Below are 24,941 nucleotides of genomic sequence, written 5' to 3' on the forward strand. Positions count from 1 at the left end.
TCATCTGGCGATAACGCGCGGTAAACCCGCCGCAATCGGCGATGGCCATGATCGGGGCATGGTGGACGCAGGCACGACGCGCGCGGACGGCACCGCGCGGACGGCATGCTCGTACTGTGGCGTCGGTTGTGGCGTCACGGTGCAGACGCGGGCCGGCGCCGACGGGGCACCGGTGATCGCCAAGGTCAGCGGCGACAAGCTGCACCCGGCGAACGCGGGCAGGCTGTGCACCAAGGGCGCCACCCACCTGGAACTGATGTGCGCCCCCGGCCGGATGGAGACCGCTTTCCGACGGCCCGAACGCGGGCAGGAGCCGGTGCCGGTGCCGGTCGACGACGTCGTGCGCGAGGCGGCCGACCGGTTGCGGGCGATCCTCGACGAGCACGGGCCCGACGCGATCGCGCTGTACGTCTCCGGGCAGATGTCGCTCGAGGCGCAGTACCTGGCGACCAAACTGGCCAAGGGCTATCTGCGAACCGTGCACATCGAGGCGAACTCGCGGCTGTGCATGGCCAGTGCCGGTACCGGTTACAAGCAGTCGCTGGGTGCGGACGGGCCGCCCGGCTCCTACGACGACTTCGAGCACGCCGACCTGTTCTTCGTGATCGGCGCGAACATGGCCGACTGTCACCCGATCCTGTACTTGCGCATGGTCGATCGGGTCAAGGCCGGTGCCAAGCTGATCGTCGTCGACCCGCGGCGCACCGATACCGCGGCGCGCGCCGACCTTTTCCTGCAGATCGCGCCAGGTACCGACCTGGCACTGCTGAACGGCCTGCTGCATCTGCTGGTCGAAAACGGTGACATAGACCAGGAGTTCATCGCCGAGCACACCGAGGGCTGGGCCGGGATGCCCGAATTCCTCACCGACTATCCACCCGCCAGGGTCGCCGAGATCACCGGGCTCGCCGAAGCCGACATCCGTACCGCCGCACAGTGGATCGGCGCGGCGGGTGAGTGGATGTCGCTGTGGACGATGGGGCTCAACCAGTCCACCCACGGCACCTGGAACACCAACGCGCTCTGCAATCTGCACCTGGCCACCGGCGCCATCGGGCGCACCGGCAGCGGGCCGTTCTCGCTGACCGGACAGCCGAATGCCATGGGCGGCCGCGAAATGGGTTACATGGGCCCCGGCCTGCCCGGCCAGCGCAGCGTGCTCTCCCCCGCCGACCGCGCGTTCGTGGAGACCGCCTGGGGCCTCGCGGCGGGCACGATTCGCGACGAGGTGGGCCCTGGCACCATCGAGATGTTCCGCGAGCTGGCGGCGGGCACCATCAAGGCCGCCTGGATCATCTGCACGAATCCCGTTGCCACGGTGGCCAACCGCAAGACCGTGCTGGACGGGCTGGAGGCGGCCGAACTGGTGATCGCGCAGGACGCGTACGCCGAAACCGCGACCAACGCCTACGCGGACCTGTTGCTGCCCGCCACGCTGTGGGCCGAGGCCGATGCGGTGATGGTGAATTCGGAACGCAACGTCACGCTGCTGCAGCGCTCCGTCGATCCGATCGGCGACGCCCGGCCGGACTGGCTGCTGATCGCCCAGGTGGCCACCGCGATGGGCTTCGCCGGCTTCGACTTCGCCTCCAGCGCCGAGGTTTTCGCCGAGATCAAACAGTTCGCCAACCCCGCTACCGGATATGACCTGCGCGGCATGGATTTCGAGCGACTCAGGCAAGGGCCGATGCAGTGGCCGTGCCCCGAGGGCGGCGGCCCCCGCAATCCGATTCGCTATCGCAACGACGGGGTCAGCCAGACCCTGCATGTCGACGAGTCCGGCCATCGGCCGAGGCTGGCGTTCGCCACCCCGAGCAGGCGCGCCGTGTTCTGGCCGCGCCCGCACCTGCCGCCCGCGGAGCTGCCCGACGACGACTACCCGTTCGTCCTCAATACCGGTCGGCTCCAGCACCAATGGCACACGATGACCAAGACCGGCAAGATCGACAAGCTGAACAAGTTGAACGGGCAGCCGTTCGTCGAGGTGCATCCGGCCGACGCGGAGCGGCTCGGGGTGCGCGCGGGCGACCACCTCGAGATCGCCTCACGGCGCGGGCGGGCCGTCCTGCCGGTGCAGATCAGCGACCGGGTCCGGCCGGGCGACTGCTTCGCGCCGTTCCACTGGAACGACGAGCACGGTGAATATCTGACGATCAACGCGGTCACCAACGACGCCGTCGATCCGGCGTCGCTGCAACCGGAGTTGAAAGCGTGCGCGGTCTCGCTGCGCCGAGTGGCGGTGCCGGAGGTCGACCCGCCGCACTCGCCCGCGGTGCCGACGCCAGCGATGGCCGCGGCACATCCGCTGGCCGCGATGTTCGGATTGGACGCCGCCACCACCCCGATGCTCAGCGAGACCGAGCGGATCTATCTCAGCGGGTATCTCGCCGCGCTGCAGGCGGTTCCGGTGACCGGGCAGCCCGTGCTGCCCGCCGCCGCGCCGATGTCCGCGCAGAGCAGGCTCTGGATCGATGGCGTGCTGGCAGGCATGTACTCCCGCGCCGAGGCACCCGAGGCGGCGAGTGCCCACCCGGTGACCGTGCTGTGGGCCTCGCAGACCGGGACGGCCGAGGAGCTCGCGGCGACGGTGGCCGCGCGGCTCACCGAGTGTGGTTTCGCGCCGAGGCTGCTCGACATGGATTCGTCTGCGGTGGACGCGTTGTCCGGTAACGTGCTGGTGATCAGCAGCACCTTCGGCGACGGCGGGCCACCGGACAACGGCGCCGACTTCTGGAACCAGCTCGACAGCACTGCGATTCGTCTCACCGGCGTGCGCTACGCGGTTTTCGCCCTCGGTGACTCCTCCTACGACGACTTCTGCGGGCACGGCCGCAAACTGGACGAACGGTTCGCCGAATGCGGTGCGGTGCGGCTGCTCGAGCGCGTCGACAGCGAACCGGACTTCCGCGAGCCCGCCGAGCGCTGGCTCGATGCGATCGTGGCGCTGCTCGGTGCGGGTTCGGCGAGTGATGCGCCGGAACACGATCCGGGCCCGCCCGCGAAAGGCCCGACGCCCAGCCGTGGCGGCGGCACCATGACGGCGGTGCTCACCCGCGCGCCCGCTCCCGCGCCGGGGCGCACCCGGCGGGAGATCGCGCCGTTCACCCGGCACGCGCCGGTACCGGCGGCGCTGGTGCGCAACGAGCCGCTCACCCTCAGTGACTCGCCGAAAGAGGTGCGGCAGTTCGGCTTCGATCTGCGCGGTCTGGAGGCCGACTACGAGGTCGGCGACTCGCTCGGCGTCTGGCCGACCAACGACACGGCGCTGGTGGACGAGTGGCTGGCCGGTGCCGGGCTCGACGGGCGCCGGATCATCGAGGTCGATGATCGCGAACTGTCGCTCGCCGAGGCGTTGCGCACGCATTACGACATCAGCAAGGTGAGCAACGACCTGCTCACCTTCATCGCCGAACGCAACCCGAACACCCGGCTGGCGAAGCTGCTGCGGCGCGACAATCGGATCGAACTCGACAATTACCTGTGGGACCGCCAAGCGGTGGACGTGCTGCGCGATTTCCCGGTGCGAGCCGATCTGGTCGACTGGCTCGGCACGCTGAAAAAACTTCAGCCGCGCCAGTATTCGATCTCGTCGAGCCCGCTGGTGAGCCCCGACGAGGTGCAGCTGACCGTCGGCGTGGTGCGCTACGGCGACCCCGCGGCCATCGGATCGTCGGCCCGGCGCGGCGGGGTGTGCTCGACCTTCCTGGCCGACCGGGCGGGCACCGGCGCCGCCGCCGTGCCGATCTTCCTGCAGCGCGCGCCGCACTTCCGCCCGCCCGCCGACCCGACGGCACCGATGATCATGGTCGGCCCCGGCACCGGCATCGCGCCGTTCCGCGGCTTCCTGCAGGAGCGCCGCGCGCTCGGCTGCACCGGCCGCAACTGGCTGTTCTTCGGTGAACAGCACGCCGCCCGCAATTTCTACTACCGGACCGAACTGGAAGACATGTTCCGCTCCGGCTTCCTCACCCGCCTCGACCTGGCCTTCTCCCGCGACCAGCGGGAGCGGATCTACGTGCAGCACCGCATGATCGAGCACGGCGCCGAGCTGTGGTCCTGGCTGTGCGACGGCGCCCACCTCTACGTCTGCGGCGATGCGACCAGAATGGCGAAGGACGTGGACGAAGCGCTGCTGCGCATCGCCCGCGTCCACGGCAACCTCGACGAAGCGGGCGCCCTCGCCTTCCGCAAACAACTCGTCGCCCAGAAGCGCTACGTCCGCGACGTCTACTGAGCGACGCACCGGTTCGGCTACACCGCAGGGGGATTCAGACGGGTGAAGTCGGCCAGGCGGTAGTACGGGTAGTAGGGGTAGGGCGGGGTGGTTGCGCCGGCCTTGTCCAGGCGGGCGATTTGGTCGGTGGTCAGTTCCCAGCCGATGGCGCCGAGGTTCTGGCGTAGCTGGTCCTCGTTGCGGGCGCCGACGATGACGGTGGCAACGGTGGGGCGGCGCAGCAGCCAGTTGAGGGCGATCTGCGGGACGGTCTTGCCGGTTTCGGCGGCGAGCTCGTCGAGGACGTCGACTACGTCGTAGAGCTTTTCGTCGTCGACCGGCGGACCGGCTGCGGCGGTCTGGTGCAACCGGCTGCCCTCCGGAAGGGGTTGGCCGCGCCGGATCTTGCCGGTCAGCCTGCCCCAGCCCAGCGGGCTCCAGACCACCGCGCCGACGCCCTGGTCCTGGCCGAGCGGCATGAGCTCCCACTCGTAGTCGCGGCCGACCAGCGAGTAGTACACCTGGTGCGCGACGTAGCGAGTGAGCCCGTGCTTGTCGGCCGCGGCAAGCGATTTCATCAGCTGCCAGCCCGCGAAGTTGGAGGCGCCGAGGTAGCGGATCTTGCCCGCGCGCACCAGATCGTCCAGTGCGGCAACAACTTCCTCGACCGGGGTGCCCGCGTCGAAGGCGTGCAGCTGGAACAGGTCGATGTAGTCGGTGCCGAGCCTGCGCAGCGAGGCTTCCACCGCGCCGATCAGCCGGGCGCGGCCGGAACCGGCCTGCGCCGGGCCTGGGCCGGTGGGCAGCGAGGCCTTGGTGGAGAGGAGCAGCTGATCGCGCCTGCCCTTGATGGCCGCGCCGAGCACCTCCTCCGAGGCGCCGTCGGAGTAGACATCGGCGGTGTCGAACATGGTGACACCCGCCTCCAGGCTGATGTCGACCAACCGCCGCGCCTGCTCGGCGTCGGTGTCACCCCAGGCGCTGAACAGTTCGCCGCGCCCGCCGAAGGTGCCTGCGCCGAAGCTCAGAGCCGGAACGTGCAGACCTGATGCGCCAAGCCGCCGGTACTCCATTGTGACTCCTAAAGGGTCTATAGTTCCGTTAACACGTCGAACGGTACACCCAATCGGCGCTAAATGAAACTGGAGACCCATTATGACTGGAGACGAGGCGGTTCCAGGCTCGATCCGCCCAGGTGGACGCACCGCTCGGGTCCGCGAATCCGTGTTGCAGGTCGCGGGCGACCTCCTCGCCGAGCGCGGCTTCGCGCACCTGGACCTCGCCGAGGTCGCGGCCGCCGCCGAGGTCGGCAAGACCACCGTCTACCGCCGCTGGCGCAACCCCACCGGTCTGGTCACCGACCTGCTGGCCGACATGGCCGAGCAGTCGCTGCCGCACGCCGACACCGGCTCGCTGCTCGGCGACCTCACCGCCAACGCCCGCCTGGTCGCCGAGACCCTCACCGATCGTCGGCAGGGCAGGCTCTTTCAGGCCGTGATCGCCGCGGCCACCTGTGACGAGGCCGCCGCCGCGGCCCTGCGCCGCTTCTACGACGTCCGGCTCACCGAATGGTCGCCCTGTGTCGAGCGGGCCGTGGCACGCGGCGAGGCGCCACCGGGCACCGATCCCCGCGCGGTGCTCTCGGCGGTGTCGGCGCCGCTGTACTACCGCATGCTCGCCAGCGGCGACCCGATCGACGATCGCGTCGTGACGTCCGCCGCCCGAGCCGCCGTAACCGCGGTTGCCGCAGGCATATTCGTCGTCGAACAGTGAGCCGCGCTCGCGTCACCCGGCCCAAGCGGCGCTGCGACCGGTGAGCGCGAGCACCCGGTCGAGCGCGGAGGCCTCGGCAGGGACCTGGAGCACCGGACCGAAGAGACCTGGGGTGCCCTCGGACGGGGTCTCGCGGAGCAGGTCGAGCAGGATGGCCAGATCGGCGGCGGTCGCAGTGAACGGCTGACCGGTGGCCTCGGCCAGATCCCAGCCGTGCACGACCAGCTCGTCGAGCGCGATCATGGCCATCACCGGCGCCTGCTCGCTGACCCCGCCCGCCTCCGTCACGCCGTCCCAGGCGCCCGGCTCACGCCACGCGGCGACCAGCGCCTTCAGTTGCGCGGGAATGCGCGTGCGCCAATCGCCGGCCAGCGCGCGCTCCTCCCCCACGGTGGGTGCGACCGACCCGCCGACCGCCTCCTTCGTCGCCGCCTGGCGGAACGCCTCGGTCAGGTCGACGACGTGGGCGAGCAGATCGCGCACGGTGGTGTCCGCGCACGGCGTCGCGTTGCCGAGCTGCGCATCGGTGATGCGGGCGACTACGGCCTCGAGTGCGGTGGCGGCCGGTTCGAAATCGAACTCCGGATTCATGGGTTCTCCTGGGCAGATGCGGACGGCTCCTCTTGTGCAGACGGGGCGGCGCAGCGGGATTCATCGGTCCGCTCCGGCGCGCAGGCCGCCGGTCCACCGGAGCCCCTCGCGGCGCCGCGGGTCGGCGGCCGAATTCGCCCGGCTACCAGGCCCGTCCGACTCCGCCCGTCCACGTGCGCCGCGACCAAGTCGTGACCGCGAAAAGCGCTGGAAAAGCGGACAATTGGTAGATGAAGGGTGATCGAGTAGAGATCGTTGTCGACTTCGGCGACGGGTCTCGCAGTTATGAAGTGGCCGCCACCCGCGCGGGGCGCCGAGTCGAGGTACGCATCGCGCGCGGTGTAGTCGAGGTCAGCGAGGTGACGCGGACCGGCACGGCGGTGCGGACCGCCCGATTCATGGCAGGCCGGACGCTGGCCCTGGTCGAATATCCGGCCGACGGCACCGGCCCGCTCGACGGCGAGTAACCGGACGCCGCGGGGTTGCTCAGTGACCGGACCTGGCGCATGCTCGACAGTGCTGGACTGTTGTCCGCCTTGATTGTGGCGCGCCACAACTGGGTACGCCTCGACCGAGACCCACTGCGGAGAGGAGCGCACGATGACCGATCGCAGCACGTCCACCGAGATGAACGCCGTTCCCGAGGCCGACCTGGCCGAACAGTCCATCCCCGCCTACCCGGACGAGGCGGGCTACGTCGATGACGGACTCGAAGAGGACGGCGTGATAGACCAGGAGATTGCCCGGACCGTCGCCCGCGACGCCTGGGACGCCGACCCGGCCGACGTGTTCGAGCAGTCGATTCCCGTCCCTCTCGACGACGAGCCGGATCCTGCCTGAGCGCGGCACCCGAGCAGGTCGGCTCAGGGGCCGATCTTGGCCCGCACCGTCGCGTGCAGCTCGCGCAAGCTGGAACGCTCGGTAGCCACCTCGAGCACCCGGGTGCCGTGTGCGTTGCCTGCCAGCTCGACGGCCAGCTGCGCCGGATCGACCTGCCGATGCGGGATGCGATAGGCCGCACACAGCGCGGCCAGATCCATCCCGTGCGGGGTGCCGAAGACGCGCTCGAAGACGCCCGCGTACTGCGGGTCGCCCTGCTCGAGCAGTTCGAAGATGCCGCCGCCGTCGTCGTTGGCCACCACGATGGTCAGATCGGCGGGGCGTGGCTCGCCGGGGCCGATCAGCAGGCCGGAGGCGTCGTGCAGGAAGGTCAGGTCGCCGATCAGCGCGACGGTGCGGCCCTCGTGCCGTAGCGCCGCCCCGACCGCCGTGGACACGGTGCCGTCGATGCCCGCGACACCTCGGTTGGACAGCACCCTGATGCCCGGCCGCGGATGCGACACCAGCGCGGCGTCGCGCACCGGATTGGAGGCGCCGAGCAGCAGCTGGTCGCCGTCGCGCAGCGCGTTCATCACCACGGCGGCCACGTGCAGGCCGGTCGGCTTGGGGTGCCGGTCGAGCTCCTCGCGCACCACCTGATTGGCCTTCGCGTCGAGTTCGCGGCAGTAGGCCAGCCACTCCGGGCGCGGTGCGCCGGTGGTGACCGCCCTGGTGCCGGTGCCGAGCACATTGCCGGAGACGTCGGGCCAACGCGGGCCGGTGGTGAGCGCGTAGACCCGAACAGCCGGGTCGGCAAGGACTTTGGAGACCTGGCGGTGCAGTGTCGGCCGTCCGGTGATGATGGCCTGGCGTGGCTTCAGCAGCGGCAGTGCGAGCGGATGCAGGGCGGGGCCGTGCATCGGGGCGGTGGGTTCGGCGACCGTCGGCAGGTCGGCGAGCTCCGGCCGCAGCCCGGCGCCGTGTCCGGAGATGACGACGGTGTCGGGGGTGAGATCGAGATCCAGCGGCACGTCGAGCGTGGCGTACTGGGTTCGAGTCCACGCCTGGTCGTCCGCGCGGCCATCCGGGGCCGTCTCCCCCGGGGCCAGATTCGGTACCAGTGGTTCCCGCAGCGGGATGTCGAAGTGCACCGGGCCCGCGTTGCCGGAGCGGGTGCCGCGCGCCGCCGCGAGCACCCGGCAGACGGCCGAGCGCCACTGGCTGTTCTGGTGGCCGTACGCCACGCAGTCGGCGGTCTCGGCCTCCTCCTCGGCGAGGCCGAGGCTGATGGTGGCACGAACCTGGCTACCGAACAGCCCGAGCTGTTCCACGGTCTGGTTGGCGCCGGAACCGAGCATCTCGTAGGGCCGGTTGGCGCTGAGCACCACCAGTGGAATGCGCGCGTAATTGGCCTCCAGCACGGCCGGGCCGAGATTGGCCACCGCGGTACCCGAGGTCATCACGACGGGCACCGGCAGGCGGCTGGCCACCGACAAGCCGATGGCGAGGAAACCGGCCGTCCGCTCGTCGATGCGCATGTGCAGCCGCAGCCGACCGGCGGCGTCGGCGGCCTGCAGCGCGAAGGCCAGCGGCGCGTTGCGCGAACCGGGACACAGGACGACGTCGCGCACACCCCCACGCGCGAGTTCGTCCACCACGACCTGCGCTTGTGCTGTAGACGGGTTCACCTCTCCAGCCTCTCAGACAGTGCGCGTCCCGTCTTCGTCGCCCTGCTCACACCCGCAGCGGGTGTGCCACTCCCGTGCACGGCAGAACGCGCCGCACATCGAAGAGTACGGCCGCGGGCGGCCGGTCGATGTGCGACGCGTTCGACGTGCACGGTGTCGATTCAGTTGGCGTGCTTCTGAATCAGGTCGCCGACGCGCGGCAGCGCCTCGATGACGTTCTTCTTCGCCGACGAACGCATCGACGAGTAGACCTTCTTCAGCGCGGGCCGGGTGGAGGCTTCGGCGCGGGCGTCGGTGACCGAGAGCAAGGCCTCGGCAACCTCATCGGACTTGGCGACCAGCAGATCGCCGAACGTGCCGGACCCCGAAGCGGTGTATTCCTGCCAGAACGGGTCCAGCTGCGCAACGAGTTTGGGCGCCAACGACTCCAGGGCGTCGGGCACGATCGACGGGCTGATCTTCTTGACCGCCGCGTAGCCACCCTTCACAGCCAGGCCGGACGCACCACCCTTGTCCGAGACCTCGGCATCAAGAACCTCGACGGCATCGGCAAGGAAAGCCGGGCGCTTGGCGTCGTCGAGCAGGGATTCAGACAGTGCTGCAACCACTTTCAGGTCCTCCGGAATAGGTTTCGATGAACGAGCAGGCGCAACTATACGCATCCCCACGCAACTGGTCGCGGCACTCACCCGCTAACGCGGTTCGTCCGAAACGTGGCCTGCGCCACCGCAAATACAGACCGGACGGTCGCTCATGGCTGCCACGGCAGCAACTGGACCATCAATCCCTCGCAGTCGGCGAGCACATTTCCCTGCTCATCGAGCAATTCCGCGGTGATGAAGGTCTTGCGACCCTCGATCCGATCGACCCGCCCGCGCACGGCCAGCGGCGTCTCCAGCGGGGTGATCTTGCGGTAATTCACATGGAGATACGCGGTACGACTGATCGGCCGCCCGGCGTAGTGCACGATCATGCCGAGCAGATCGTCGAACAGCAGCGGCAGCACGCCGCCGTGCGCCGCGCCGTTGCCGCCGAGGTGGAAACGGCGGAACTCGCCGGTCATCCGGATGCCGTCCGGACCCGCCTCGACGACTCGCCACGGCAGCAACAGCAGGCTGCCGCGGCCGGGCAGCTCGACGGCCCGGCCCGCAGGCCCCTGCAATTCGGGCGCGCGGTACGGATCCAACAGCGCGATCAGCTGCTCGGCCTGGGCGAGCGCGTCACCGAAGACCTCGTCGGGCGCGTCTACGGAAACCGCGAGATCCTGCAGGGTGCGCATGGCCTCGACGAACGGGGCGAAGTTGCGCCCGATCTTCGCGCGGGACACCTTCGGAAATCCCCCGTGTTTCTCGTACCGGGACTCGTCCACCGCACTGCGGTCGATAACCGGTTTCACTCGCTCACTCATACCTGCACGGTAATCCCTTGTTTTACACCGTCAAGTCGGGACACTTCGGACACTGGATAAGCCGCCTGCGCGCCGAAGGCAATAATCACTGGGGTGACGTTCAATCCGAAGTTGTGGCGGCCCGTCCCCGGGTTCGAGAATCTGACCGACATCACCTACCACCGGCACCTCGAACAGGGCACGGTCCGTGTCGCGTTCGATCGACCGGAGGTACGCAACGCGTTTCGCCCGCATACGGTCGACGAGCTCTACCGAGCACTCGACCACGCGCGGATGACCCCGGACGTCGGCGCGGTACTGCTCACCGGCAACGGCCCCAGCGAGAAGGACGGCGGCTGGGCCTTCTGCTCCGGCGGCGACCAGCGCATCCGCGGCCGCAACGGTTACCAGTACGCCAGCGGCGACACCGCGGACACCGTCGACCAGGCGCGGGCGGGCCGGTTGCACATCCTCGAGGTGCAGCGGCTGATCCGGTTCATGCCGAAGGTGGTGATCGCGCTGGTGAACGGCTGGGCCGCGGGCGGCGGGCACAGCCTGCACGTGGTCTGCGACCTCACACTGGCCAGCCGCGAACACGCCCGGTTCAAACAGACCGACGCCGACGTCGGCAGCTTCGACGGCGGTTACGGCAGCGCCTATCTCGCGAAAATGGTTGGCCAGAAGTTCGCCCGCGAGATCTTCTTCCTCGGCCGGCCGTACACCGCCGAGGAGATGCACCAGATGGGCGCGGTGAACAAGGTTGTCGACCACGCCGAGCTGGAAAATGTTGCGCTGGAATGGACCGCCGACATCAACGGCAAGTCACCGCAGGCGCAGCGCATGCTCAAGTACGCGTTCAACCTGCTCGACGACGGTCTGGTCGGCCAGCAATTGTTCGCGGGCGAGGCGACGCGGATGGCCTACATGACCGACGAGGCCGTCGAGGGCCGTGACGCGTTCCTGGAGAAGCGCAAGCCCGACTGGACCCCCTACCCCTGGTACTTCTGACATGGACATCCTCAACAGCCGCATCATCCTGCGGCCCGCCGACTACCAGCGGGCCCTCGACTTCTATCGCGATGGGCTCGGGCTGGCCATCGCGCGCGAGTATCCGGGCGGCACGGTGTTCTTCGCCGGGCAGTCGCTGATCGAGGTGGCCGCGCACGGCGGATCCGGCGAGTCGTCGCCCTTCCAGGGTGCGATCTGGCTGCAGGTGCGCGACGTCGCGGACGCGGCCGCGGAACTCGCGGTGAAAGGCATTCCCCTCGACCGGGCGCCCGTGCAGGAGCCGTGGGGGCTGATCGAGATGTGGGTGCGCGACCCTGATGGGGTGCCGATCGTGCTCGTCGAGGTGCCGCCCTCGCATCCGATCCGGCGGGATCCGCGCTGGTCACCGGAGTGACATTGCCTGTGTATGCGCGGTCGATGACCGCACCGAGTTGCCAAGGCGCGCGACGGCGAGGACGATAACGCTCGGAAGGCCCCCGACCGCCGATGTCCGGCCCGGCCACCATGCGTAACCCGTCCGACGAGTGAATCGCAGTCTCGATGCCTGGCGTACCTGAGCCCCATTTCCTGGGGGCGGCCGCACATGTCTCGCGCCGCCCCCGCAAACCGACCACCCGTTCCGCGTTCGGCGACGCGGCCATGACACGATCGCTGACGTGAGCGAGCGCAGTGGGGTTGTGAGTAGGCCCAACAGGGGTCTTGGCACCTTTAGGGTTAAGTCGTGAGTCGCACGCTTCGCACGTTGCCTATGCCCACCGGCTCCGGTGCGGGCGAGGTGCTTCCGCATCTGCGAGAAGCGTTGGAGGGCAATGGCCCCGCGTGGCTGCCGATCCCGACCAGCGACCGCCGCGAGGCCAGGCGTCTCAGTGACGCGCTGGCACCGGGCGAGACGATCGATGACGAGGTCGCGCTGGTGGTGACCACCTCCGGCACCACCGGTGTGCCCAAGGGCGCCATGCTCAGCGCGGCCGCGCTGCGGGCCAGCGGTACCGCGACGCACGACCGTCTCGGCGGTCCGGGTAGTTGGCTGCTTGCTCTGCCGACGCACCACATCGCGGGGATTCAGGTGCTACTGCGCAGCATCCTGGCCGGCACCCAGCCCACCATCCTCGATGTGTCGGGTGGCTTCCTGCCCGAGGCGCTGGCGGGTGCCGTGTCGAGCATGCGCGGCGAGCGGCGCTATACCGCGCTGGTGCCGACCCAGCTGATCAAGGCGCTCGACGCGCCCGTCGCCGCGGCGGCGCTCGCCGCATTGGACGGCGTTCTCGTCGGCGGTGCGGCCACACCGCCGCCGGTGTACGAGCGCGCGAAAGCGGCCGGCATCAACGTTGTTCGCACCTATGGCATGAGTGAGACCTGCGGTGGGTGCGTGTACGACGGCATCCCGCTCGACGGCACGCAGGTCCGTATCGAGGACGGCCGGGTGCTGCTCGGCGGCTCGATGATCGCCTCCGGCTACCGCGGCCAGCCGGGCCATCCCGCCTTCGCCGAGCCCGGCTGGTTCCGCACCGAGGACGCGGGCGTCTTCGACAACGGCAGGCTGCGCATCACCGGCCGACTGGACGAGGCGATCATGACCGGCGGGCTCCTGGTGATTCCGCAGGTCGTCGAGGCCGTGCTGATGAACCATCCGGCCATCCGCGAGTGCGTCGTGCTCGGCCTGCCGGACGAGCGCCTCGGCCAGCGGGTCGCGGTCGTGGTGGTTCCCGCGCCAGGAGCGGTACCGACGCTCGAGGAACTGCGCGAATTCGTCGTGGCCGAACTCGACTCCATCGCGGCCCCGCGCGAACTCACCCTGGTCGACGAGATTCCGATGCGCGGGCCGGGCAAGCCCGACCGCACCTTGCTGCGGGAGAACCTGCTCGCCGACTCGGCGCGCTGACCCGGCCGGCTCAGTCCACGAACGGGTCGCGGACGGAGATGGCCGGGTACTTCCGAAAGTCCCTGTCCCGGCTGTAGATCGTCGATACGCCGTGCTCGAGCATGAGTGCGACGATCACCGCGTCGGGCACGTCGTTGCCGCGTCCGCCGCCGACCTGGCGGTAGCAGCGCCAGAAGTTCTCGCCCTCGGCGACCACCCGGATCGACGGCGACGCCAGCACCGCCTCGACCGCCTGGTGTGCCGTCGCGATCGGTAGCGGCGACGAGCAGATCGTCGGGTGCGTGACGATGCGCAGGTAGCTCTGCAAGACGGGCCAGAACAGGGTGGTCAGTTCCGGCCCACGCAGCAGATCTCGCACCAGCGCGGCAGCCTGCCGGTGCACCGGCGAGCCGGCATCCGAGGCACAGATCAGGACGTTGGTGTCGACGGTGCGCGACATCAGGCATCCAGTGCTGCGTACAGCGCGTGCTTGTCCTCGATATCGACCCGCAGGCCCAGAGTCGCGCTCGGCCAAGCGATATCGGCGGCGACCACCTGCTCGTCCTCCGCGAGCGCACGAGCGAGCAGTTCGGAGACCAATTGCCCCAACGTCTTCCGCTCCTGTTTGGCTCGACGCCGCAGCTGTTCCAAGACAACCGCGTCGATATCTATTGTCGTCCGCATGCATCTGATGCTACTCGGAATCACATCTGATGCAATGCTTGCGCCACTGCCGTGCAAGGGTCGTGCAAGAAGGGGGCCGCACAGTCATTCCCATGACTTCATTCACACCCACTTCAGCACTCGCCGTCGAGGCGGACGAGCTGGTCAAGGTGTTCGGAGACCAGCGCGCCGTCGACGGGGTGAGCCTGGCGGTGCCGCAGGGCTCGGTCTACGGCGTGCTCGGACCGAACGGCGCGGGCAAGACCACGACCATCAAGATGCTGGCCACCTTGCTTCGCCTGGACGGCGGCAGCGCCCGCATCTTCGGCCACGATGTGGTCGCCGAACCGACGGCCGTGCGCTCCCTCGTCGGCGTCACCGGGCAGTACGCCTCGGTCGACGAGGCCCTGTCGGCCACCGAGAACCTGATCCTGTTCTCCCGCCTGCTCGGCCTCAGCCGCACCGATGCCCGCCGCAAGACCGTCGAGTTGCTCGAGGAGTTCGACCTGGTCGAGGCGGCGGCCAAGCCGCTGAAGAACTTCTCCGGCGGCATGCGGCGCAGGCTCGATCTCGCCGCCAGCCTGATCGCGACGCCGCCGCTGCTGTTCCTCGACGAGCCGACCACCGGACTCGACCCGCGCACCCGCGCCCAGATGTGGGAGACCATTCGCAGGCTGGTCCGCGGCGGCACCACGGTGCTGCTGACCACCCAATACCTCGACGAGGCCGACCAACTGGCCGACCGCATCGCGGTGATCGACCACGGCAGGGTGATCGCCGACGGCACCGCCGACGAGCTCAAGGCCTCGGTCGGCGGCTCCTCACTGCACCTGACTTTGGTAGACCGCGATCATCTCGACGCGGCCCGCCGCATCGTCAGCGAATTCCTCGGCGTGGACACCGTGGTCACCCCCGAGGCCGGCCGGCTCACCGCACCGCTGCGCGACGCCGGGGTGACCGCCGATCTGCTGATTCGCCTACGCGAGCGGGAGATCGGCGTCGACGAGATCACCGTCAGCAAGCCCAGTCTCGACGAGGTCTTCCTCACCATCACCGGCCACCCGGCCGCCGACAACGATTCCGAACGGAGCGCGGCATGACCACGATCACCGCACCCGCCACGACGCGCCGCGTGGCGCCGGTCAACATTCCCGCGGTCAGCAACCATCTCTCGTTGCGCCGCACCGTCGAAACCTCGTTCACGATGGCCTACCGCGGCCTGCTCAAGATCAAGCACAACCCGGAACAGCTGTTCGACGTGACGGTGCAGCCGATCCTGTTCACCGCGTTGTTCGCCTACATCTTCGGTGGCGCGATCGGCGGCAGCGTGCACGACTATCTGCCGACCCTCATCCCTGGCATCCTGGTGCAGACGGTGATCCTGACCTCGGTCGTCACCGGTACCCAGTTGCGCGAGGACATGGACAAGGGCGTCTTCGATCGGTTCAAATCCCTGCCGATCGCCCGCATTTCGGCGCTGGCCGGTGCGCTCATCGCCGACATGGTGCGCTACACGATCGCGACGGTGCTCACCATTGTGGTCGGCCTGTGCATCGGTTACCGGCCCGGCGGCGGCTTCGCCGGTGTGGTCGCCGCCGCCCTGGTGATCATCGTGTGCTCGTTCGCGGTCAGCTGGATCTGGGCGCTGGTCGGTGTCACCGGCAAGAGTGCCTCGAGCGTGCAAGGCATTTCGATGATCATCATGTTCCCGCTGACGTTCATGTCCGGCGCGCTGGCGCCGGTGCACACGATGCCGGGCTGGTTGCAAGGGGTGAACCACGTCAATCCCGTGTACTACATGGTGAACGCGTGCCAGGACCTGATGAACGGCAACGTCTACGGCCCCAACCTGGCCTGGTCGCTGATCGGCGCGGTGGTGGTGATCGCCGTTTTCGCCCCGCTCGCCGTCAAGGCGTACATGCGCCGGGCATGACAGCCGAAAACCGAAGGGACGCAGCGCCGGTCGACAGTGGTCGCCCGGCGTTGCGTCGTCGGTACCTCGAACAGACAGCCAGCGCCGGATCAGCGCGTGTTCTGAAACTCACGCAGTAGCTGCATGATTCGCTCAGCCGACGCCTGCCTGCGCAGCTCGACCGCCGCCGCCCGCGCCTGCGCGAACCGGTCCGCACCGAGCAGCCTGCCGGCCAGCTCGGCGTGGGTCGACCAGCGCATGGACGGATAGTCCTGGCGGCAGTACACATTCGGCGCCAAGGCCACCAACTCCAGCCCGCGGACCACATCCTGCCCGGTGGCGATCGCATACGAGCCGACGGCGCAGGCGATACCGCCGATCTGCGGCAGATCGGTGTACTGCACCATCATCGCCGGCGCCCGCTCGATCAGTTGCTCGACCAACTCCCCTGCCGTCTCGGCCGCGCCGTACAGCACCCGCGCGTCGACGGCCGAAGCGGCGAGCATGAGCAGGCCTTGCCCCGGACCGCTGTCGATATCCGGCCAGCCGCCGAGCTCCAATGCCCGGTCGTAGCGGTGCAGACCCTCCGCGACATCCCCCTTGCCGAGCGCCACCTCGGCGGCACTGTGCATGACGGCACCGAGCAGATGGTTCTTCCCCTGCACCGAGTTCTCGCCTTCGGATGAGCCGAAAGCAAGGTCGAGCTCGTGCTCGGCCGCCGCCAGTTCGCCCGCCCCCAACAGCGCGGCGACCAGCATGCTGCGGGTCTCGACGGTGTCCTCGTAGGCACCGAGCCGTTGCAGCATGTCGAGCGAACGGTGGTAGTGCACAACCGCTTTCGCGTACTCCGCGATCTGTCCGTACACCTGGCCGAGGTGCCTGCTCACCATGGCCGCGTTCCACACGTTCTCCGGCCCGAAGATGTCCTGCGCGCGGACCGCGTCCACCGTCGAGCCGCGCACGTCGCCGAGGTTCTCCTTGATGTTCGCGCGCAACAGCAGCGCGCTGCCCCGGGTTTCGGCATCCGGGGACCGCACGGCCCGCGCGATCAACCGGGCCAGGCCGCGGCCGTCGGGCCTGCACAGCACGAGGCCGTTGACGAAGCGGAGGCTAGGGCTGAGATCAGTGTGGCCGCTGTGCATTCGGCGCACCCGGGTGCGCATCCGGGCCAGCTCGCGCACCGCGCCACTGAGGTGGGTGAAGTGCAGGCACATCGTCTGATAACTCATCAGCAGCAGATCGGCGGGTGGCGCGTCCGGGCTGTTCGCGTCCGGCTCGAGTGGGGCGATCCGCCTGGCCCAGGCGATCACCTCCATGTGCGAACCGCGCAGCATCCACAGGCCGGCGACGACCGGAAAGACGGTGTATGCGGTGTCGGCGTCCTGCTTGTCGATCGCGGCGCGCAGCGTCGCGAGCAGATTGTCCAGCTCGGTGGCCACCGACAGCGCGAGCCGCACCTGGTCACCGGTCGCATACCCGGCCACCACGTCGACGGCGTACGCCCTGGCCCAGGCCATCATTCGAGCGGTCACCAGGTCGGCTTCGCCCGGTTGGGCGGCCAGTTGTTCCTCACCGTATTCGCGAACCGTCTCCAGCATGCGGTAGCGAGTGCCGAGTGCGTCCTCGTCCAGCACGGTGAGCAGCGACTGGTTCACCAAACCGTCCACCGCCGCGGCGACGTCGTCGATCTCGGGGCCGCCCGCAACCACTTCGGCGGCGGACAAGGTGAAACCGGCTGGGAATCGGCACAATCGGCGCAGGGCCGCCTGCTGCGCCGTATCCAGCAGATTCCAGCTCCAGTCGATGACCGCATGCAAAGTGCGGTGGCGCTCCGGTGAACTGCGATCGCCATGGCGCAGCAGCGAAAACCGGTCGGCCAGGCCCAGATTGATCTCCTCCACGCTCATCGCGCGGACCCGCGCGGCGGCCAATTCGATGGCCAACGGCAGTCCGTCGAGGGTGTGGCACAGCTGCGCGACCGCGTCGGGGTCGAGCCGCACGCCGGGGCGGATCGACCTGGCCCGCGCCGCGAACAACTCCGTCGCGGGCGACCCGGCGGGGTCGATGGTCAACGACGGTAGCGGGTAGACGGTTTCGGCGGTGATCATCAACGGCGCCCGGCTGGTGGTCAGCACGGTCAGCCGATCGGCGGCACCGATCAGGTCGGCGACCACCACCGCGACGGCATCGATCACATGCTCGCAGTTGTCCAGGATCAACAACATGGGGCGCGCGGACACGGCTTCGTGCAGGCGTTTACGGGCGTCGATGCGGCTGATCAAACTGGTGGTGCCGTATGTCAGGTCGCTCAGTCCGAGCACGGCACTGATCGCGGCCTCGATCTCGACCGGGGCATCGGCGGCGTCGGCCCGGAGCGAGGCCAGTTCCACCAGCACCACGCGGCGGCTGCCCGCGACGCGGGCGCCGACTTCGTTGGCGATACGCGTCTTTCCCGACCCGCCTGGGCCGAGCACGGTTGTCACCCTGGACGTGCGCAGCAGGGTGTCGAGCGCAGCCAGATCGTCCTCGCGGCCGAGCAGCGCGTTGGGCGCCGCTCGCAGGCCGATCGCCGTGGGCACACCGAACTCGGTGGTCGCGTCGAGTGGTGTGGGACCGCCGTTGCCGGAAAGTGTTGGGAGACCGGGTGTCCGCGGCACACCTTCGCTGCCGGAGCGGACCGCGGAACCATTGGGTTCTCCGCGCAGGATCGCCGTGTTCAGCTCGACGAGCGCGGGCCCGGGGTCCGCGCCGAGGTGCTCGACCAACCGAATCCGAAAGGCGGCGAACGATTCCAGAGCCTCGTTGGCTCGACCCGCCGCGACGAGCAGCCGCATCACCGCCAGCTGAGCCGACTCGTCCACCGGGTTGACCTCGGCCCGGAGCCGAGCGATCCGCAACGCACCGTCGAGGTCGCCGATCGACTCGCGGGCCCCCATCTCGAGTGTGTCGAGTTCGGCCAGCCTGCTCGTCGCCGCGGCATCCAGTGCGTCGGCGACCTCGCCGGGCGGCAGGTCGGCGCCGGGTTCGCCACGCCACAGCGCGCGTGCCCGGGCAACCAGCTCGAGGCAGCCGGCGTCGTCGCCCGCGGTCCGGCAGGCCCGGGCCCGCTGCCCGAGTTCGGCGACGCGCGTCAGGTCCACCTGGTCACCGGGCAAGGTCAACCGGTATCCGGCGGGCCCGATCTCGAGCGCACCGTCCGGCAGTGCGGAACGCAGCCGGGATACCTGGGTGTGCAGTGCGTTCATCGGCGCGCGTGGCGGCTGCTCGCCCCACACGTCGTCGATCAGGGACTGGGCGCTGCGGCTACGGCCGGGCCGCAGCGCCAAGGCGGCGAGCAGCAGGCGCGAACGCGCCCCGGGTAGCGGGGTGAGCGCGCCGTCTCGGCGCAGGGCGACTTCGCCCAGCAGGGCGACCACCACCGGGTCCCCTGCGGGCGCCCGCAACAGTTGACCGCGACCGTTCGGGCCGCTCTGATCCGACAACATCCCGCGGCCATCGTATGCGAGCGGCGCCGACCGAGCCGACATGGTTTTTCACCCCATTTCCAGTGGTCGTTCGCCTACGCTGTCCGCATGGCTGAGTTCGAAGTGGTCCGGCAGGCCGTGATCTCGGCCGAGCCGTCGCGGATTCACGGGCTGATCGATAACCTGCACGAGTGGACCAAATGGTCGCCGTGGGAGGACATCGATCCGCAGCTGCAGCGCACCTACTCCGGGCCGGATGCCGGCGTCGGCGCCACCTACGCCTGGGTCGGTGACCGCAAGGTCGGCAGCGGAAACATGGAGATCATCGCGAGCGCCGAGCGCGAGATCGGTATCCGGCTGATCTTCGAGAAGCCGTGGAAGGCCACCAATCAGGTCGTGTTCGAGCTGAACCCGACCGAGTCCGGTGCCACCGAGGTGGTCTGGCGGATGACCGGCGAACAGCGGGGCTTGATGCGCGTGCTGTCGAAGGTCATCCCGACCGACCGGATCGTCGGCAAGGACTTCGAGAAGGGGCTCGCCCGGTTGAAAGCGGTCGCCGAGGCCAACGGGCGCTGAGCGGGCGACAGCAGCAGGCGAGCGGCGCCGGACCAGGCCGAGCGCGGGCTCTGAGCGGCCTGAGTCCGGGCGCGACATTATGCTGCGGGCATGGCTACTGCAGCGCAATGGATCGAGGGCGCGCGTCCACGCACCCTGCCGAACGCAATCGCCCCGGTGCTGGCAGGCACCGGCGCCGCCGCCTCGCTCGACGGCGCGGTGTGGTGGAAAGCCGTTCTGGCGCTGCTGGTTTCGCTGGCCCTGATCATCGGCGTCAACTACGCCAACGACTACTCCGACGGCATTCGCGGCACCGACGACGTCCGGGTCGGCCCGGTGCGCCTGGTCGGGCAGCGGCTCGCGTCACCCGCCGCAGTGCGCAACGCGGCCATGCTGAGCCTGGGCATCGCGGCGATAGTCGGCCTCGTACTCGCGGCGACGACGGCCTGGTGGCTGTTGCTCGTCGGCGTGGCCTGCCTGGCCGGCGCCTGGTTCTATACCGGCGGCAGCAAGCCCTACGGCTACAGCGGATTCGGTGAGATCGCGGTGTTCGTGTTCTTCGGCTTGATCGGCGTGCTCGGCACCGAGTTCGTGCAGGCGGAGCGGATCGACTGGGCCGGTGCGGTGCTCGCGGTCTCGGTCGGCGCGTTCTCCAGCGCGGTACTCGTCGCGAACAACCTGCGCGACATCCCGACCGACTCGCAATCGGGAAAGGTCACCCTCGCCGTCAAGCTCGGTGACCCGCGCACCAGGACGCTGCAGCTCGCCCTGCTGACCGTCCCGTTCCTCGGCACCCTGCTGCTGGTGGCGCGCACCCCGTTCGCCCTGGTCGGGCTGGTCGCCATCCCGCTCGCGGTGCGCGCCAACGCCCCGGTCCGGTCCGGCAAGGGTGGCCTGGAACTCATTCCGGCGCTGCGCGACTCCGGCCTGGCGATGCTCGCCTGGTCGGCACTCACCGCCCTGGCCATCAGCTTCGGGTGACCTGGCGAGTGAGCTAGTCGTCACCGTCCGGGACGAGAATGCCGAGGACCCAGTTGACGATCGAGACGATCAGGCCACCGATGATCGCCGCCCAGAGGCCGTCCACGCGCAGGCCGTAGTCGGTGGTCTCGGTGATCTTCGCGGTCAGCCACAGCATGAGCGCGTTGATCACCAGCAGGAACAGGCCGAGCGTGACGATCACCAGCGGCAGCGACAGTAGCTTGACGATCGGTTTGACCAGCGCGTTCACCACCGTGAACACCACGGCGACGGCGAGCAGGACGAGGATCTTGCCGCCGTTGCCGTTCTCCGCCGGACTGATGATGTCGATCTTGTCGACCCAGGCGGCGGCAAGCCAGATCGCTACCGCGTTGATGACCAACCGAATCAGAAGCTGCATGCGCTCATGCTAAGGCGAGTACCCGCCCTGCGCGCGGCCCGACGCGGCCGACGCCGGACTGCAGCGCGTGATGCGCTGCGCCTGTCCGCCGCTTCAGGCCGCGCGATCGAGCAGCGCGAGCACCTTCGGCCGCAACTGGTGGATCCGGTCGGAGCCACCGAGTAGGTCGAAGGTCGTTTGATTGGGGGCGCGCAGGATCGCGAGCAGCAGATGCCCGGTTTCGATGGTCTTGTCCTTGCGCGCCAGTGCTTCCCGCAGCGACAGCTCGAGCACCTTTTTCGACTCCCGCGTGAAGGGGATGTGCCCGAAGTCGCCGCCGCGGCCCCAGCCGAACAGTCCGCGCCGCTCCTCCTGTGGTGCCGCGCGATCGAGGGCGTCCTCGCCGAAGTTCTCGGCCAGTGTCTCTCGCACGGCGTCGAGATCGATGCCGATCGAACGCAACGCCTCGGCGTCCTGCTCGCCCAGCGGTTCGCCTTTTCCGCGCTTGGCCAGTGCGCTCTTCACACTGTCGTGCGTGATGCCCGCGTCGGCCAGTAGCGCCCGCACGTCGTCCTCGCTCTGCGACAGCAGGCCGAGCAGCACGTGCTGGACCTCGATGGACGAGGAGCGCAATGCTCGCGCGTCCTCCTGGGCGGACACGACGGCCATCCTCGCCGACTTGGTGAACCGTTCGAACATCAGTGGTTCCTGCCTTTCCGGTTGTGCTTCTGGTGGGCTGCCTGCTTGCTGACCTCGAGCGCCTCCGCGATCGCCTGCCAGGACCAGCCCTGTTCGCGAGCGTTGGCCACCTGGATCGCCTCGAGGCGTTCGAGCAGCCGCCGCAGGGCGAGCACCGCCCGCAGCCCGACTTCGGGGTCGGGGCTGCCCGCGGCGGCCGCCAGTGTGGTTGCTTCTGTCATGTCGTCAAGTTTGATTGACGATGCGGAGGGTTGTCAACAAAAATTGACGCACCGAGTGTTCGCGCTCAGCGAAGGAGCGGGTAGACAGCACGAAGGCCACCTTCGCTCGGGTGCGCTTCCCGAGTGAAGGTGGCCTTCAATGGATCGTTAAGTGGCCTGCGTCGAGCACGGCCGAATGAGCGGTACTCAGCCCGCCCATTCGCCGGTGGCGGCGAACTTGTCCAGAATCGCGGTCGGTTCGGCAAGGCTCAAGCCTTGGGACTCGACCCACGCGTCATCGAAATAGGTACCGGCATAACGGTCTCCGCCGTCGCACAGCAGCGTGACCACGCTGCCGCCGCGTCCGGCGGCGAGCATCTCGGCGATGATGCCGAACACGCCCCACAGGTTGGTGCCGGTGGAACCGCCGACCCGGCGCCCGAGCACCCGGCTGGCGTACCGCGCCGCCGCGATCGAACCCGCGTCGGGCACCTCGATCATCCGATCGACCACCTCGCCGACGAACGACGGCTCGACCCGAGGACGCCCGATTCCCTCGATGCGCGAAGACATTCCGGTCTCGTAACCCGCGTCGCCGGTCTCGTAGCCGCCGTAGAACGCGGAGTTCTCCGGATCGACGACGGCCAATTTCGTTGCGTGCCTGCGGTATCGGATGTAACGACCGATCGTGGCGCTGGTGCCGCCGGTACCAGCGCCGACCACCACCCACTCCGGCACCGGGTGGGTCTCCAACGCCATCTGCTGAAAAATGGACTCGGCGATGTTGTTGTTGCCGCGCCAGTCGGTGGCCCGCTCGGCATGGGTGAACTGATCCATGAAGTGGCCGCCGCATTCGGCGGCGAGGCGGGCCGCCTCGGTGTACATGTCGGGTGGTCGTTGCACGAAATGGCAACGGCCGCCTTGCGCTTCGATCAGCGCGATCTTCTGCGGCGAGGTGCTCGCCGGCATCACCGCGACGAAATCCAGCCCGAGCAGCTTCGCGAAATACGCCTCGCTGACCGCGGTGGAACCCGAGGTCGCCTCGACCACCGTGGTGCCCTCATCGATCCACCCGTTGCAAATCGCGTACAGGAACAGCGATCTGGCGAGTCGATGCTTGAGACTGCCGGTGATATGGGTGGATTCGTCCTTCAGATACAGCTGGACGTTCCACGCGGCGGGCAGCGGGTAGCGCAGCAGGTGGGTGTCGGCGCTGCGCTGGGCGTCGGCGTCGATGAGCCGCACCGCGTTGTCCACCCAGTCGCGCGGGGTGCTGCGATCGCAGGACTTCACGATGTCCCCTGATTGTCCTCGGGCGCCTCGCCGCGCAGCCGGGCGCGCAATTGGGCCTTGTCGTGCCTGCGGCGTTCGTCCACCACCGCGATGTCCTCGTTGACCCGGGTGCGCAACCGTTTGAACAGCGTCAGCGACAGCGGCATGGCGATGATCAGCGCGAACAGCGCCGCTACCACCAGCGGGATGTCCACCGACACCAGCCTGGCCAGCAGCATGATCAGCACGGTGATCAGCACGACCAGGCCGAGCCTGGCCACCGTGTACAGACCGAGATCGCGGGCGAGCCGACGGCCCGCGCCAGCGGTTTGCTGTCCTGGAGCACCATCAGGTGGAGTTGCGTCACTCACGTCGATCAGCCTATGCGAAGCTGTTGCCCGCGCTCGGCGCACACCTGTCGCCGAGGTCGTAGAGCGTATCCGATTTGTCTATTACTTCCCCTTTACCAACAGTAGGTGGTTCGAGTACCTAGGGGTTTCAGTGCAACGATGTCGCCATCTGATGAGGGAACTGTCGAGAACGGAGAGGTTTGCTATGAGTGCGATCACCGTCGGCGGCCAGGACACCCTGCTGACACCAGGGCAGGTTGCTGCCATGTTCCACGTCGATCCCAAGACGGTCACCCGCTGGGCCCATGCCGGGCGTCTCGGATCGTTGCGCACACCGGGCGGACATCGCCGGTTCCGCGAATCAGAGGTAATGCAGCTGCTCAAGTCGCTCACCACCGAGGCGACCGCACGCTGACTGCGGGCCGCGCGGGCCCATCGTGCCGGGGCCCGCGCCCACCCGTGACCCTGATTTCCCGGCTGTGGTGTGCGCGGGTTGCGCACGGGACTACCCTCGTAACCAGGAGGTGAGCGACGTGACGTACCTGTTGGCACTCATCGCGGTCGTGGCAGTCGCGGTGTTGTGCTGGAAAGCGTTCGGCCCCGAGAAATCCGCCGGACCGACCGCCGGCCCTACGCGTCCACCGCAGCGCAAGCGTGTCGTCGGACCGGACGACGACCCGGAGTTCCTCTGGCGGCTATCCCGCCAGCATCGCGACGGAGAACCCGGCAGCACCGAGCGCTGAGCGTTCGCCCCGGATCCCCTTTCGCGCACTACATCTCACCGTCGGCGTAGTTGCGCGCGTGCAACCCTTCGCTCGCGCGCAGTCGGTTCGCGAGCATCGCCAGATAGTGCTGCGCCTCCACGGACAGGCCCGCCGCCGTCCGCGCCAACCTGCGCAACGCACTGTTGTTCAACTGCTCGACCACACTTCCGTCCGCGTCGACAACCGCAGCCGGGAGATAGGTGAAGTAATCGGAATCCAAGAGCCCGTCTCCTCGAAACTGTGTGCGCAGGATCAGCGCATCGCATGTAGACAGGACACGGCGTTTCGCCGAACGGCACGCCGAGGCAGGCGTGATGTACGCCACTACGGTGCGCGCCCGCCATTCTCCCGGTGCCCGCTTG

27 protein-coding genes are annotated in these 24,941 nt (G+C 68.8%); 13 read left to right on the forward strand and 14 right to left on the reverse strand.

Features of this window, described 5'->3' with window-relative positions; translation table 11 throughout:
• Positions 1–58: 58 nt before the first annotated feature.
• Complete coding sequence (locus tag ACIHA7_RS05530) at positions 59–4,234, forward strand: molybdopterin-dependent oxidoreductase (RefSeq protein ID WP_397285813.1); 4,176 nt, start codon at positions 59–61, stop codon at positions 4,232–4,234.
• Positions 4,235–4,251: 17 nt separating this feature from the next.
• Here the strand turns inward: ACIHA7_RS05530 and ACIHA7_RS05535 are convergent, their stop codons facing one another.
• Positions 4,252–5,286 carry an aldo/keto reductase gene (locus ACIHA7_RS05535; protein WP_397285815.1) on the reverse strand — a complete coding sequence of 345 codons (1,035 nt, stop codon included), beginning with the start codon at positions 5,284–5,286 and terminating at the stop codon, positions 4,252–4,254.
• A gap of 82 nt (positions 5,287–5,368) precedes the next feature.
• Here ACIHA7_RS05535 and ACIHA7_RS05540 point away from each other — a divergent pair, with 82 nt between their 5' ends.
• A complete protein-coding gene (locus ACIHA7_RS05540; RefSeq protein WP_397285817.1) occupies positions 5,369–5,986 on the forward strand; it encodes a TetR-like C-terminal domain-containing protein in 618 nt (205 codons plus the stop codon).
• 12 nt (positions 5,987–5,998) lie between these two features.
• Here ACIHA7_RS05540 and ACIHA7_RS05545 read toward each other — a convergent pair whose 3' ends face one another.
• The gene (locus ACIHA7_RS05545) at positions 5,999–6,577 is read right to left on the reverse strand and encodes a TIGR03086 family metal-binding protein (RefSeq protein ID WP_397285820.1); all 579 of its coding nucleotides are present in this window, start codon (positions 6,575–6,577) and stop codon (positions 5,999–6,001) included.
• Between the two features lie 230 nt (positions 6,578–6,807).
• On the opposite strand from ACIHA7_RS05545, the gene ACIHA7_RS05550 reads away from it, so the two are divergent.
• Together ACIHA7_RS05550 and ACIHA7_RS05555 are read left to right on the forward strand one after the other, a co-directional pair.
• Positions 6,808–7,044: a hypothetical protein gene (locus ACIHA7_RS05550; protein WP_397285822.1), complete on the forward strand. Its 237-nt coding sequence runs from the start codon at positions 6,808–6,810 to the stop codon at positions 7,042–7,044.
• A 133-nt stretch (positions 7,045–7,177) separates the two neighbouring features.
• Positions 7,178–7,417 (forward strand): hypothetical protein, encoded by a 240-nt coding sequence (locus ACIHA7_RS05555; RefSeq protein WP_397285825.1) that lies wholly within the window; start codon positions 7,178–7,180, stop codon positions 7,415–7,417.
• 23 nt (positions 7,418–7,440) lie between these two features.
• Here the strand turns inward: ACIHA7_RS05555 and menD are convergent, their stop codons facing one another.
• The 3 genes from menD to ACIHA7_RS05570 all read right to left on the reverse strand — a co-directional run bounded on the left by menD (position 7,441) and on the right by ACIHA7_RS05570 (position 10,492).
• Positions 7,441–9,084 (reverse strand): 2-succinyl-5-enolpyruvyl-6-hydroxy-3-cyclohexene-1-carboxylic-acid synthase, encoded by a 1,644-nt coding sequence (menD, locus tag ACIHA7_RS05560; RefSeq protein ID WP_397285827.1) that lies wholly within the window; start codon positions 9,082–9,084, stop codon positions 7,441–7,443.
• 161 nt (positions 9,085–9,245) lie between these two features.
• Positions 9,246–9,692 carry a DUF6918 family protein gene (locus ACIHA7_RS05565; RefSeq protein ID WP_397285829.1) on the reverse strand — a complete coding sequence of 149 codons (447 nt, stop codon included), beginning with the start codon at positions 9,690–9,692 and terminating at the stop codon, positions 9,246–9,248.
• 143 nt (positions 9,693–9,835) lie between these two features.
• A complete protein-coding gene (locus ACIHA7_RS05570) occupies positions 9,836–10,492 on the reverse strand; it encodes a PaaI family thioesterase (protein ID WP_397285831.1) in 657 nt (218 codons plus the stop codon).
• Between the two features lie 93 nt (positions 10,493–10,585).
• Between ACIHA7_RS05570 and ACIHA7_RS05575 the strand changes: the two genes are divergently transcribed.
• From ACIHA7_RS05575 to menE, 3 genes are all read left to right on the forward strand, one after another.
• Positions 10,586–11,479: a 1,4-dihydroxy-2-naphthoyl-CoA synthase gene (locus ACIHA7_RS05575; RefSeq protein ID WP_397285833.1), complete on the forward strand. Its 894-nt coding sequence runs from the start codon at positions 10,586–10,588 to the stop codon at positions 11,477–11,479.
• Position 11,480: 1 nt separating this feature from the next.
• Positions 11,481–11,873: a VOC family protein gene (locus ACIHA7_RS05580; protein WP_397285835.1), complete on the forward strand. Its 393-nt coding sequence runs from the start codon at positions 11,481–11,483 to the stop codon at positions 11,871–11,873.
• A 354-nt stretch (positions 11,874–12,227) separates the two neighbouring features.
• Entirely contained in the window at positions 12,228–13,361 is a 1,134-nt protein-coding gene (gene menE, locus ACIHA7_RS05585) for an o-succinylbenzoate--CoA ligase (protein ID WP_397286537.1), read from the forward strand.
• A 10-nt stretch (positions 13,362–13,371) separates the two neighbouring features.
• Here menE and ACIHA7_RS05590 read toward each other — a convergent pair whose 3' ends face one another.
• Together ACIHA7_RS05590 and ACIHA7_RS05595 are read right to left on the reverse strand one after the other, a co-directional pair.
• A complete protein-coding gene (locus ACIHA7_RS05590) occupies positions 13,372–13,800 on the reverse strand; it encodes a TA system VapC family ribonuclease toxin (RefSeq protein ID WP_397285837.1) in 429 nt (142 codons plus the stop codon).
• Positions 13,800–14,024 carry an antitoxin gene (locus tag ACIHA7_RS05595; protein ID WP_397285839.1) on the reverse strand — a complete coding sequence of 75 codons (225 nt, stop codon included), beginning with the start codon at positions 14,022–14,024 and terminating at the stop codon, positions 13,800–13,802. The genes ACIHA7_RS05590 and ACIHA7_RS05595 overlap by 1 nt, the downstream gene beginning before the upstream one ends.
• Before the next feature lie 92 nt (positions 14,025–14,116).
• On the opposite strand from ACIHA7_RS05595, the gene ACIHA7_RS05600 reads away from it, so the two are divergent.
• Both ACIHA7_RS05600 and ACIHA7_RS05605 read left to right on the forward strand, forming a co-directional pair.
• Positions 14,117–15,103: an ATP-binding cassette domain-containing protein gene (locus ACIHA7_RS05600; RefSeq protein ID WP_397285841.1), complete on the forward strand. Its 987-nt coding sequence runs from the start codon at positions 14,117–14,119 to the stop codon at positions 15,101–15,103.
• Positions 15,100–15,936, forward strand: a complete 837-nt coding sequence (locus tag ACIHA7_RS05605) for an ABC transporter permease (RefSeq protein ID WP_397285843.1) — start codon at positions 15,100–15,102, stop codon at positions 15,934–15,936. The genes ACIHA7_RS05600 and ACIHA7_RS05605 overlap by 4 nt, the downstream gene beginning before the upstream one ends.
• A gap of 89 nt (positions 15,937–16,025) precedes the next feature.
• Here ACIHA7_RS05605 and ACIHA7_RS05610 read toward each other — a convergent pair whose 3' ends face one another.
• Complete coding sequence (locus tag ACIHA7_RS05610) at positions 16,026–19,400, reverse strand: AfsR/SARP family transcriptional regulator (protein ID WP_397285845.1); 3,375 nt, start codon at positions 19,398–19,400, stop codon at positions 16,026–16,028.
• Between the two features lie 87 nt (positions 19,401–19,487).
• On the opposite strand from ACIHA7_RS05610, the gene ACIHA7_RS05615 reads away from it, so the two are divergent.
• Both ACIHA7_RS05615 and ACIHA7_RS05620 read left to right on the forward strand, forming a co-directional pair.
• Positions 19,488–19,955 (forward strand): SRPBCC family protein, encoded by a 468-nt coding sequence (locus ACIHA7_RS05615; RefSeq protein ID WP_397285847.1) that lies wholly within the window; start codon positions 19,488–19,490, stop codon positions 19,953–19,955.
• A 90-nt stretch (positions 19,956–20,045) separates the two neighbouring features.
• The gene (locus tag ACIHA7_RS05620) at positions 20,046–20,915 is read left to right on the forward strand and encodes a 1,4-dihydroxy-2-naphthoate polyprenyltransferase (RefSeq protein WP_397285850.1); all 870 of its coding nucleotides are present in this window, start codon (positions 20,046–20,048) and stop codon (positions 20,913–20,915) included.
• Between the two features lie 13 nt (positions 20,916–20,928).
• Here ACIHA7_RS05620 and ACIHA7_RS05625 read toward each other — a convergent pair whose 3' ends face one another.
• The 5 genes from ACIHA7_RS05625 to ACIHA7_RS05645 all read right to left on the reverse strand — a co-directional run bounded on the left by ACIHA7_RS05625 (position 20,929) and on the right by ACIHA7_RS05645 (position 23,836).
• Entirely contained in the window at positions 20,929–21,315 is a 387-nt protein-coding gene (locus ACIHA7_RS05625) for a phage holin family protein (RefSeq protein WP_397285853.1), read from the reverse strand.
• 93 nt (positions 21,316–21,408) lie between these two features.
• On the reverse strand, positions 21,409–21,993 hold the full coding sequence (locus tag ACIHA7_RS05630; RefSeq protein ID WP_397285855.1) for a Clp protease N-terminal domain-containing protein: 585 nt from the start codon (positions 21,991–21,993) through the stop codon (positions 21,409–21,411).
• Positions 21,993–22,214 (reverse strand): helix-turn-helix domain-containing protein, encoded by a 222-nt coding sequence (locus ACIHA7_RS05635; protein ID WP_397285857.1) that lies wholly within the window; start codon positions 22,212–22,214, stop codon positions 21,993–21,995. The genes ACIHA7_RS05630 and ACIHA7_RS05635 overlap by 1 nt, the downstream gene beginning before the upstream one ends.
• A gap of 186 nt (positions 22,215–22,400) precedes the next feature.
• A complete protein-coding gene (locus ACIHA7_RS05640; RefSeq protein WP_397285859.1) occupies positions 22,401–23,486 on the reverse strand; it encodes a PLP-dependent cysteine synthase family protein in 1,086 nt (361 codons plus the stop codon).
• Entirely contained in the window at positions 23,483–23,836 is a 354-nt protein-coding gene (locus ACIHA7_RS05645) for a DUF4229 domain-containing protein (protein WP_397285861.1), read from the reverse strand. The genes ACIHA7_RS05640 and ACIHA7_RS05645 overlap by 4 nt, the downstream gene beginning before the upstream one ends.
• A 184-nt stretch (positions 23,837–24,020) precedes the next feature.
• Here ACIHA7_RS05645 and ACIHA7_RS05650 point away from each other — a divergent pair, with 184 nt between their 5' ends.
• Both ACIHA7_RS05650 and ACIHA7_RS05655 read left to right on the forward strand, forming a co-directional pair.
• A complete protein-coding gene (locus ACIHA7_RS05650) occupies positions 24,021–24,230 on the forward strand; it encodes a BldC family transcriptional regulator (protein ID WP_040739417.1) in 210 nt (69 codons plus the stop codon).
• A 118-nt stretch (positions 24,231–24,348) separates the two neighbouring features.
• On the forward strand, positions 24,349–24,558 hold the full coding sequence (locus tag ACIHA7_RS05655) for a hypothetical protein (protein WP_397285863.1): 210 nt from the start codon (positions 24,349–24,351) through the stop codon (positions 24,556–24,558).
• Positions 24,559–24,586: 28 nt separating this feature from the next.
• Here the strand turns inward: ACIHA7_RS05655 and ACIHA7_RS05660 are convergent, their stop codons facing one another.
• Positions 24,587–24,799, reverse strand: a complete 213-nt coding sequence (locus ACIHA7_RS05660; protein ID WP_397285865.1) for a hypothetical protein — start codon at positions 24,797–24,799, stop codon at positions 24,587–24,589.
• Positions 24,800–24,941 lie beyond the last annotated feature (142 nt).

Source organism: Nocardia sp. NPDC052316, assembly GCF_044547795.1.
Classification (GTDB): Bacteria; Actinomycetota; Actinomycetes; order Mycobacteriales; family Mycobacteriaceae; genus Nocardia.

Excerpts from the sequence above, each read along its gene's own strand:
- ACIHA7_RS05555 (WP_397285825.1), top strand. The coding sequence starts at position 7,178 with ATGACCGATCGCAGCACGTCCACCGAGATGAACGCCGTTCCCGAGGCC.
- ACIHA7_RS05590 (WP_397285837.1), bottom strand. The coding sequence starts at position 13,800 with ATGTCGCGCACCGTCGACACCAACGTCCTGATCTGTGCCTCGGATGCC.
- ACIHA7_RS05630 (WP_397285855.1), bottom strand. The coding sequence starts at position 21,993 with ATGTTCGAACGGTTCACCAAGTCGGCGAGGATGGCCGTCGTGTCCGCC.
- ACIHA7_RS05635 (WP_397285857.1), bottom strand. The coding sequence starts at position 22,214 with ATGACAGAAGCAACCACACTGGCGGCCGCCGCGGGCAGCCCCGACCCC.
- ACIHA7_RS05530 (WP_397285813.1), top strand. The coding sequence starts at position 59 with ATGGTGGACGCAGGCACGACGCGCGCGGACGGCACCGCGCGGACGGCA.
- ACIHA7_RS05625 (WP_397285853.1), bottom strand. The coding sequence starts at position 21,315 with ATGCAGCTTCTGATTCGGTTGGTCATCAACGCGGTAGCGATCTGGCTT.
- ACIHA7_RS05595 (WP_397285839.1), bottom strand. The coding sequence starts at position 14,024 with ATGCGGACGACAATAGATATCGACGCGGTTGTCTTGGAACAGCTGCGG.
- ACIHA7_RS05600 (WP_397285841.1), top strand. The coding sequence starts at position 14,117 with ATGACTTCATTCACACCCACTTCAGCACTCGCCGTCGAGGCGGACGAG.
- ACIHA7_RS05570 (WP_397285831.1), bottom strand. The coding sequence starts at position 10,492 with ATGAGTGAGCGAGTGAAACCGGTTATCGACCGCAGTGCGGTGGACGAG.
- ACIHA7_RS05535 (WP_397285815.1), bottom strand. The coding sequence starts at position 5,286 with ATGGAGTACCGGCGGCTTGGCGCATCAGGTCTGCACGTTCCGGCTCTG.
- ACIHA7_RS05540 (WP_397285817.1), top strand. The coding sequence starts at position 5,369 with ATGACTGGAGACGAGGCGGTTCCAGGCTCGATCCGCCCAGGTGGACGC.
- ACIHA7_RS05610 (WP_397285845.1), bottom strand. The coding sequence starts at position 19,400 with ATGTTGTCGGATCAGAGCGGCCCGAACGGTCGCGGTCAACTGTTGCGG.
- ACIHA7_RS05620 (WP_397285850.1), top strand. The coding sequence starts at position 20,046 with ATGGCTACTGCAGCGCAATGGATCGAGGGCGCGCGTCCACGCACCCTG.
- menE (WP_397286537.1), top strand. The coding sequence starts at position 12,228 with ATGCCCACCGGCTCCGGTGCGGGCGAGGTGCTTCCGCATCTGCGAGAA.
- ACIHA7_RS05650 (WP_040739417.1), top strand. The coding sequence starts at position 24,021 with ATGAGTGCGATCACCGTCGGCGGCCAGGACACCCTGCTGACACCAGGG.
- ACIHA7_RS05615 (WP_397285847.1), top strand. The coding sequence starts at position 19,488 with ATGGCTGAGTTCGAAGTGGTCCGGCAGGCCGTGATCTCGGCCGAGCCG.
- ACIHA7_RS05550 (WP_397285822.1), top strand. The coding sequence starts at position 6,808 with ATGAAGGGTGATCGAGTAGAGATCGTTGTCGACTTCGGCGACGGGTCT.
- ACIHA7_RS05545 (WP_397285820.1), bottom strand. The coding sequence starts at position 6,577 with ATGAATCCGGAGTTCGATTTCGAACCGGCCGCCACCGCACTCGAGGCC.
- ACIHA7_RS05580 (WP_397285835.1), top strand. The coding sequence starts at position 11,481 with ATGGACATCCTCAACAGCCGCATCATCCTGCGGCCCGCCGACTACCAG.
- ACIHA7_RS05605 (WP_397285843.1), top strand. The coding sequence starts at position 15,100 with ATGACCACGATCACCGCACCCGCCACGACGCGCCGCGTGGCGCCGGTC.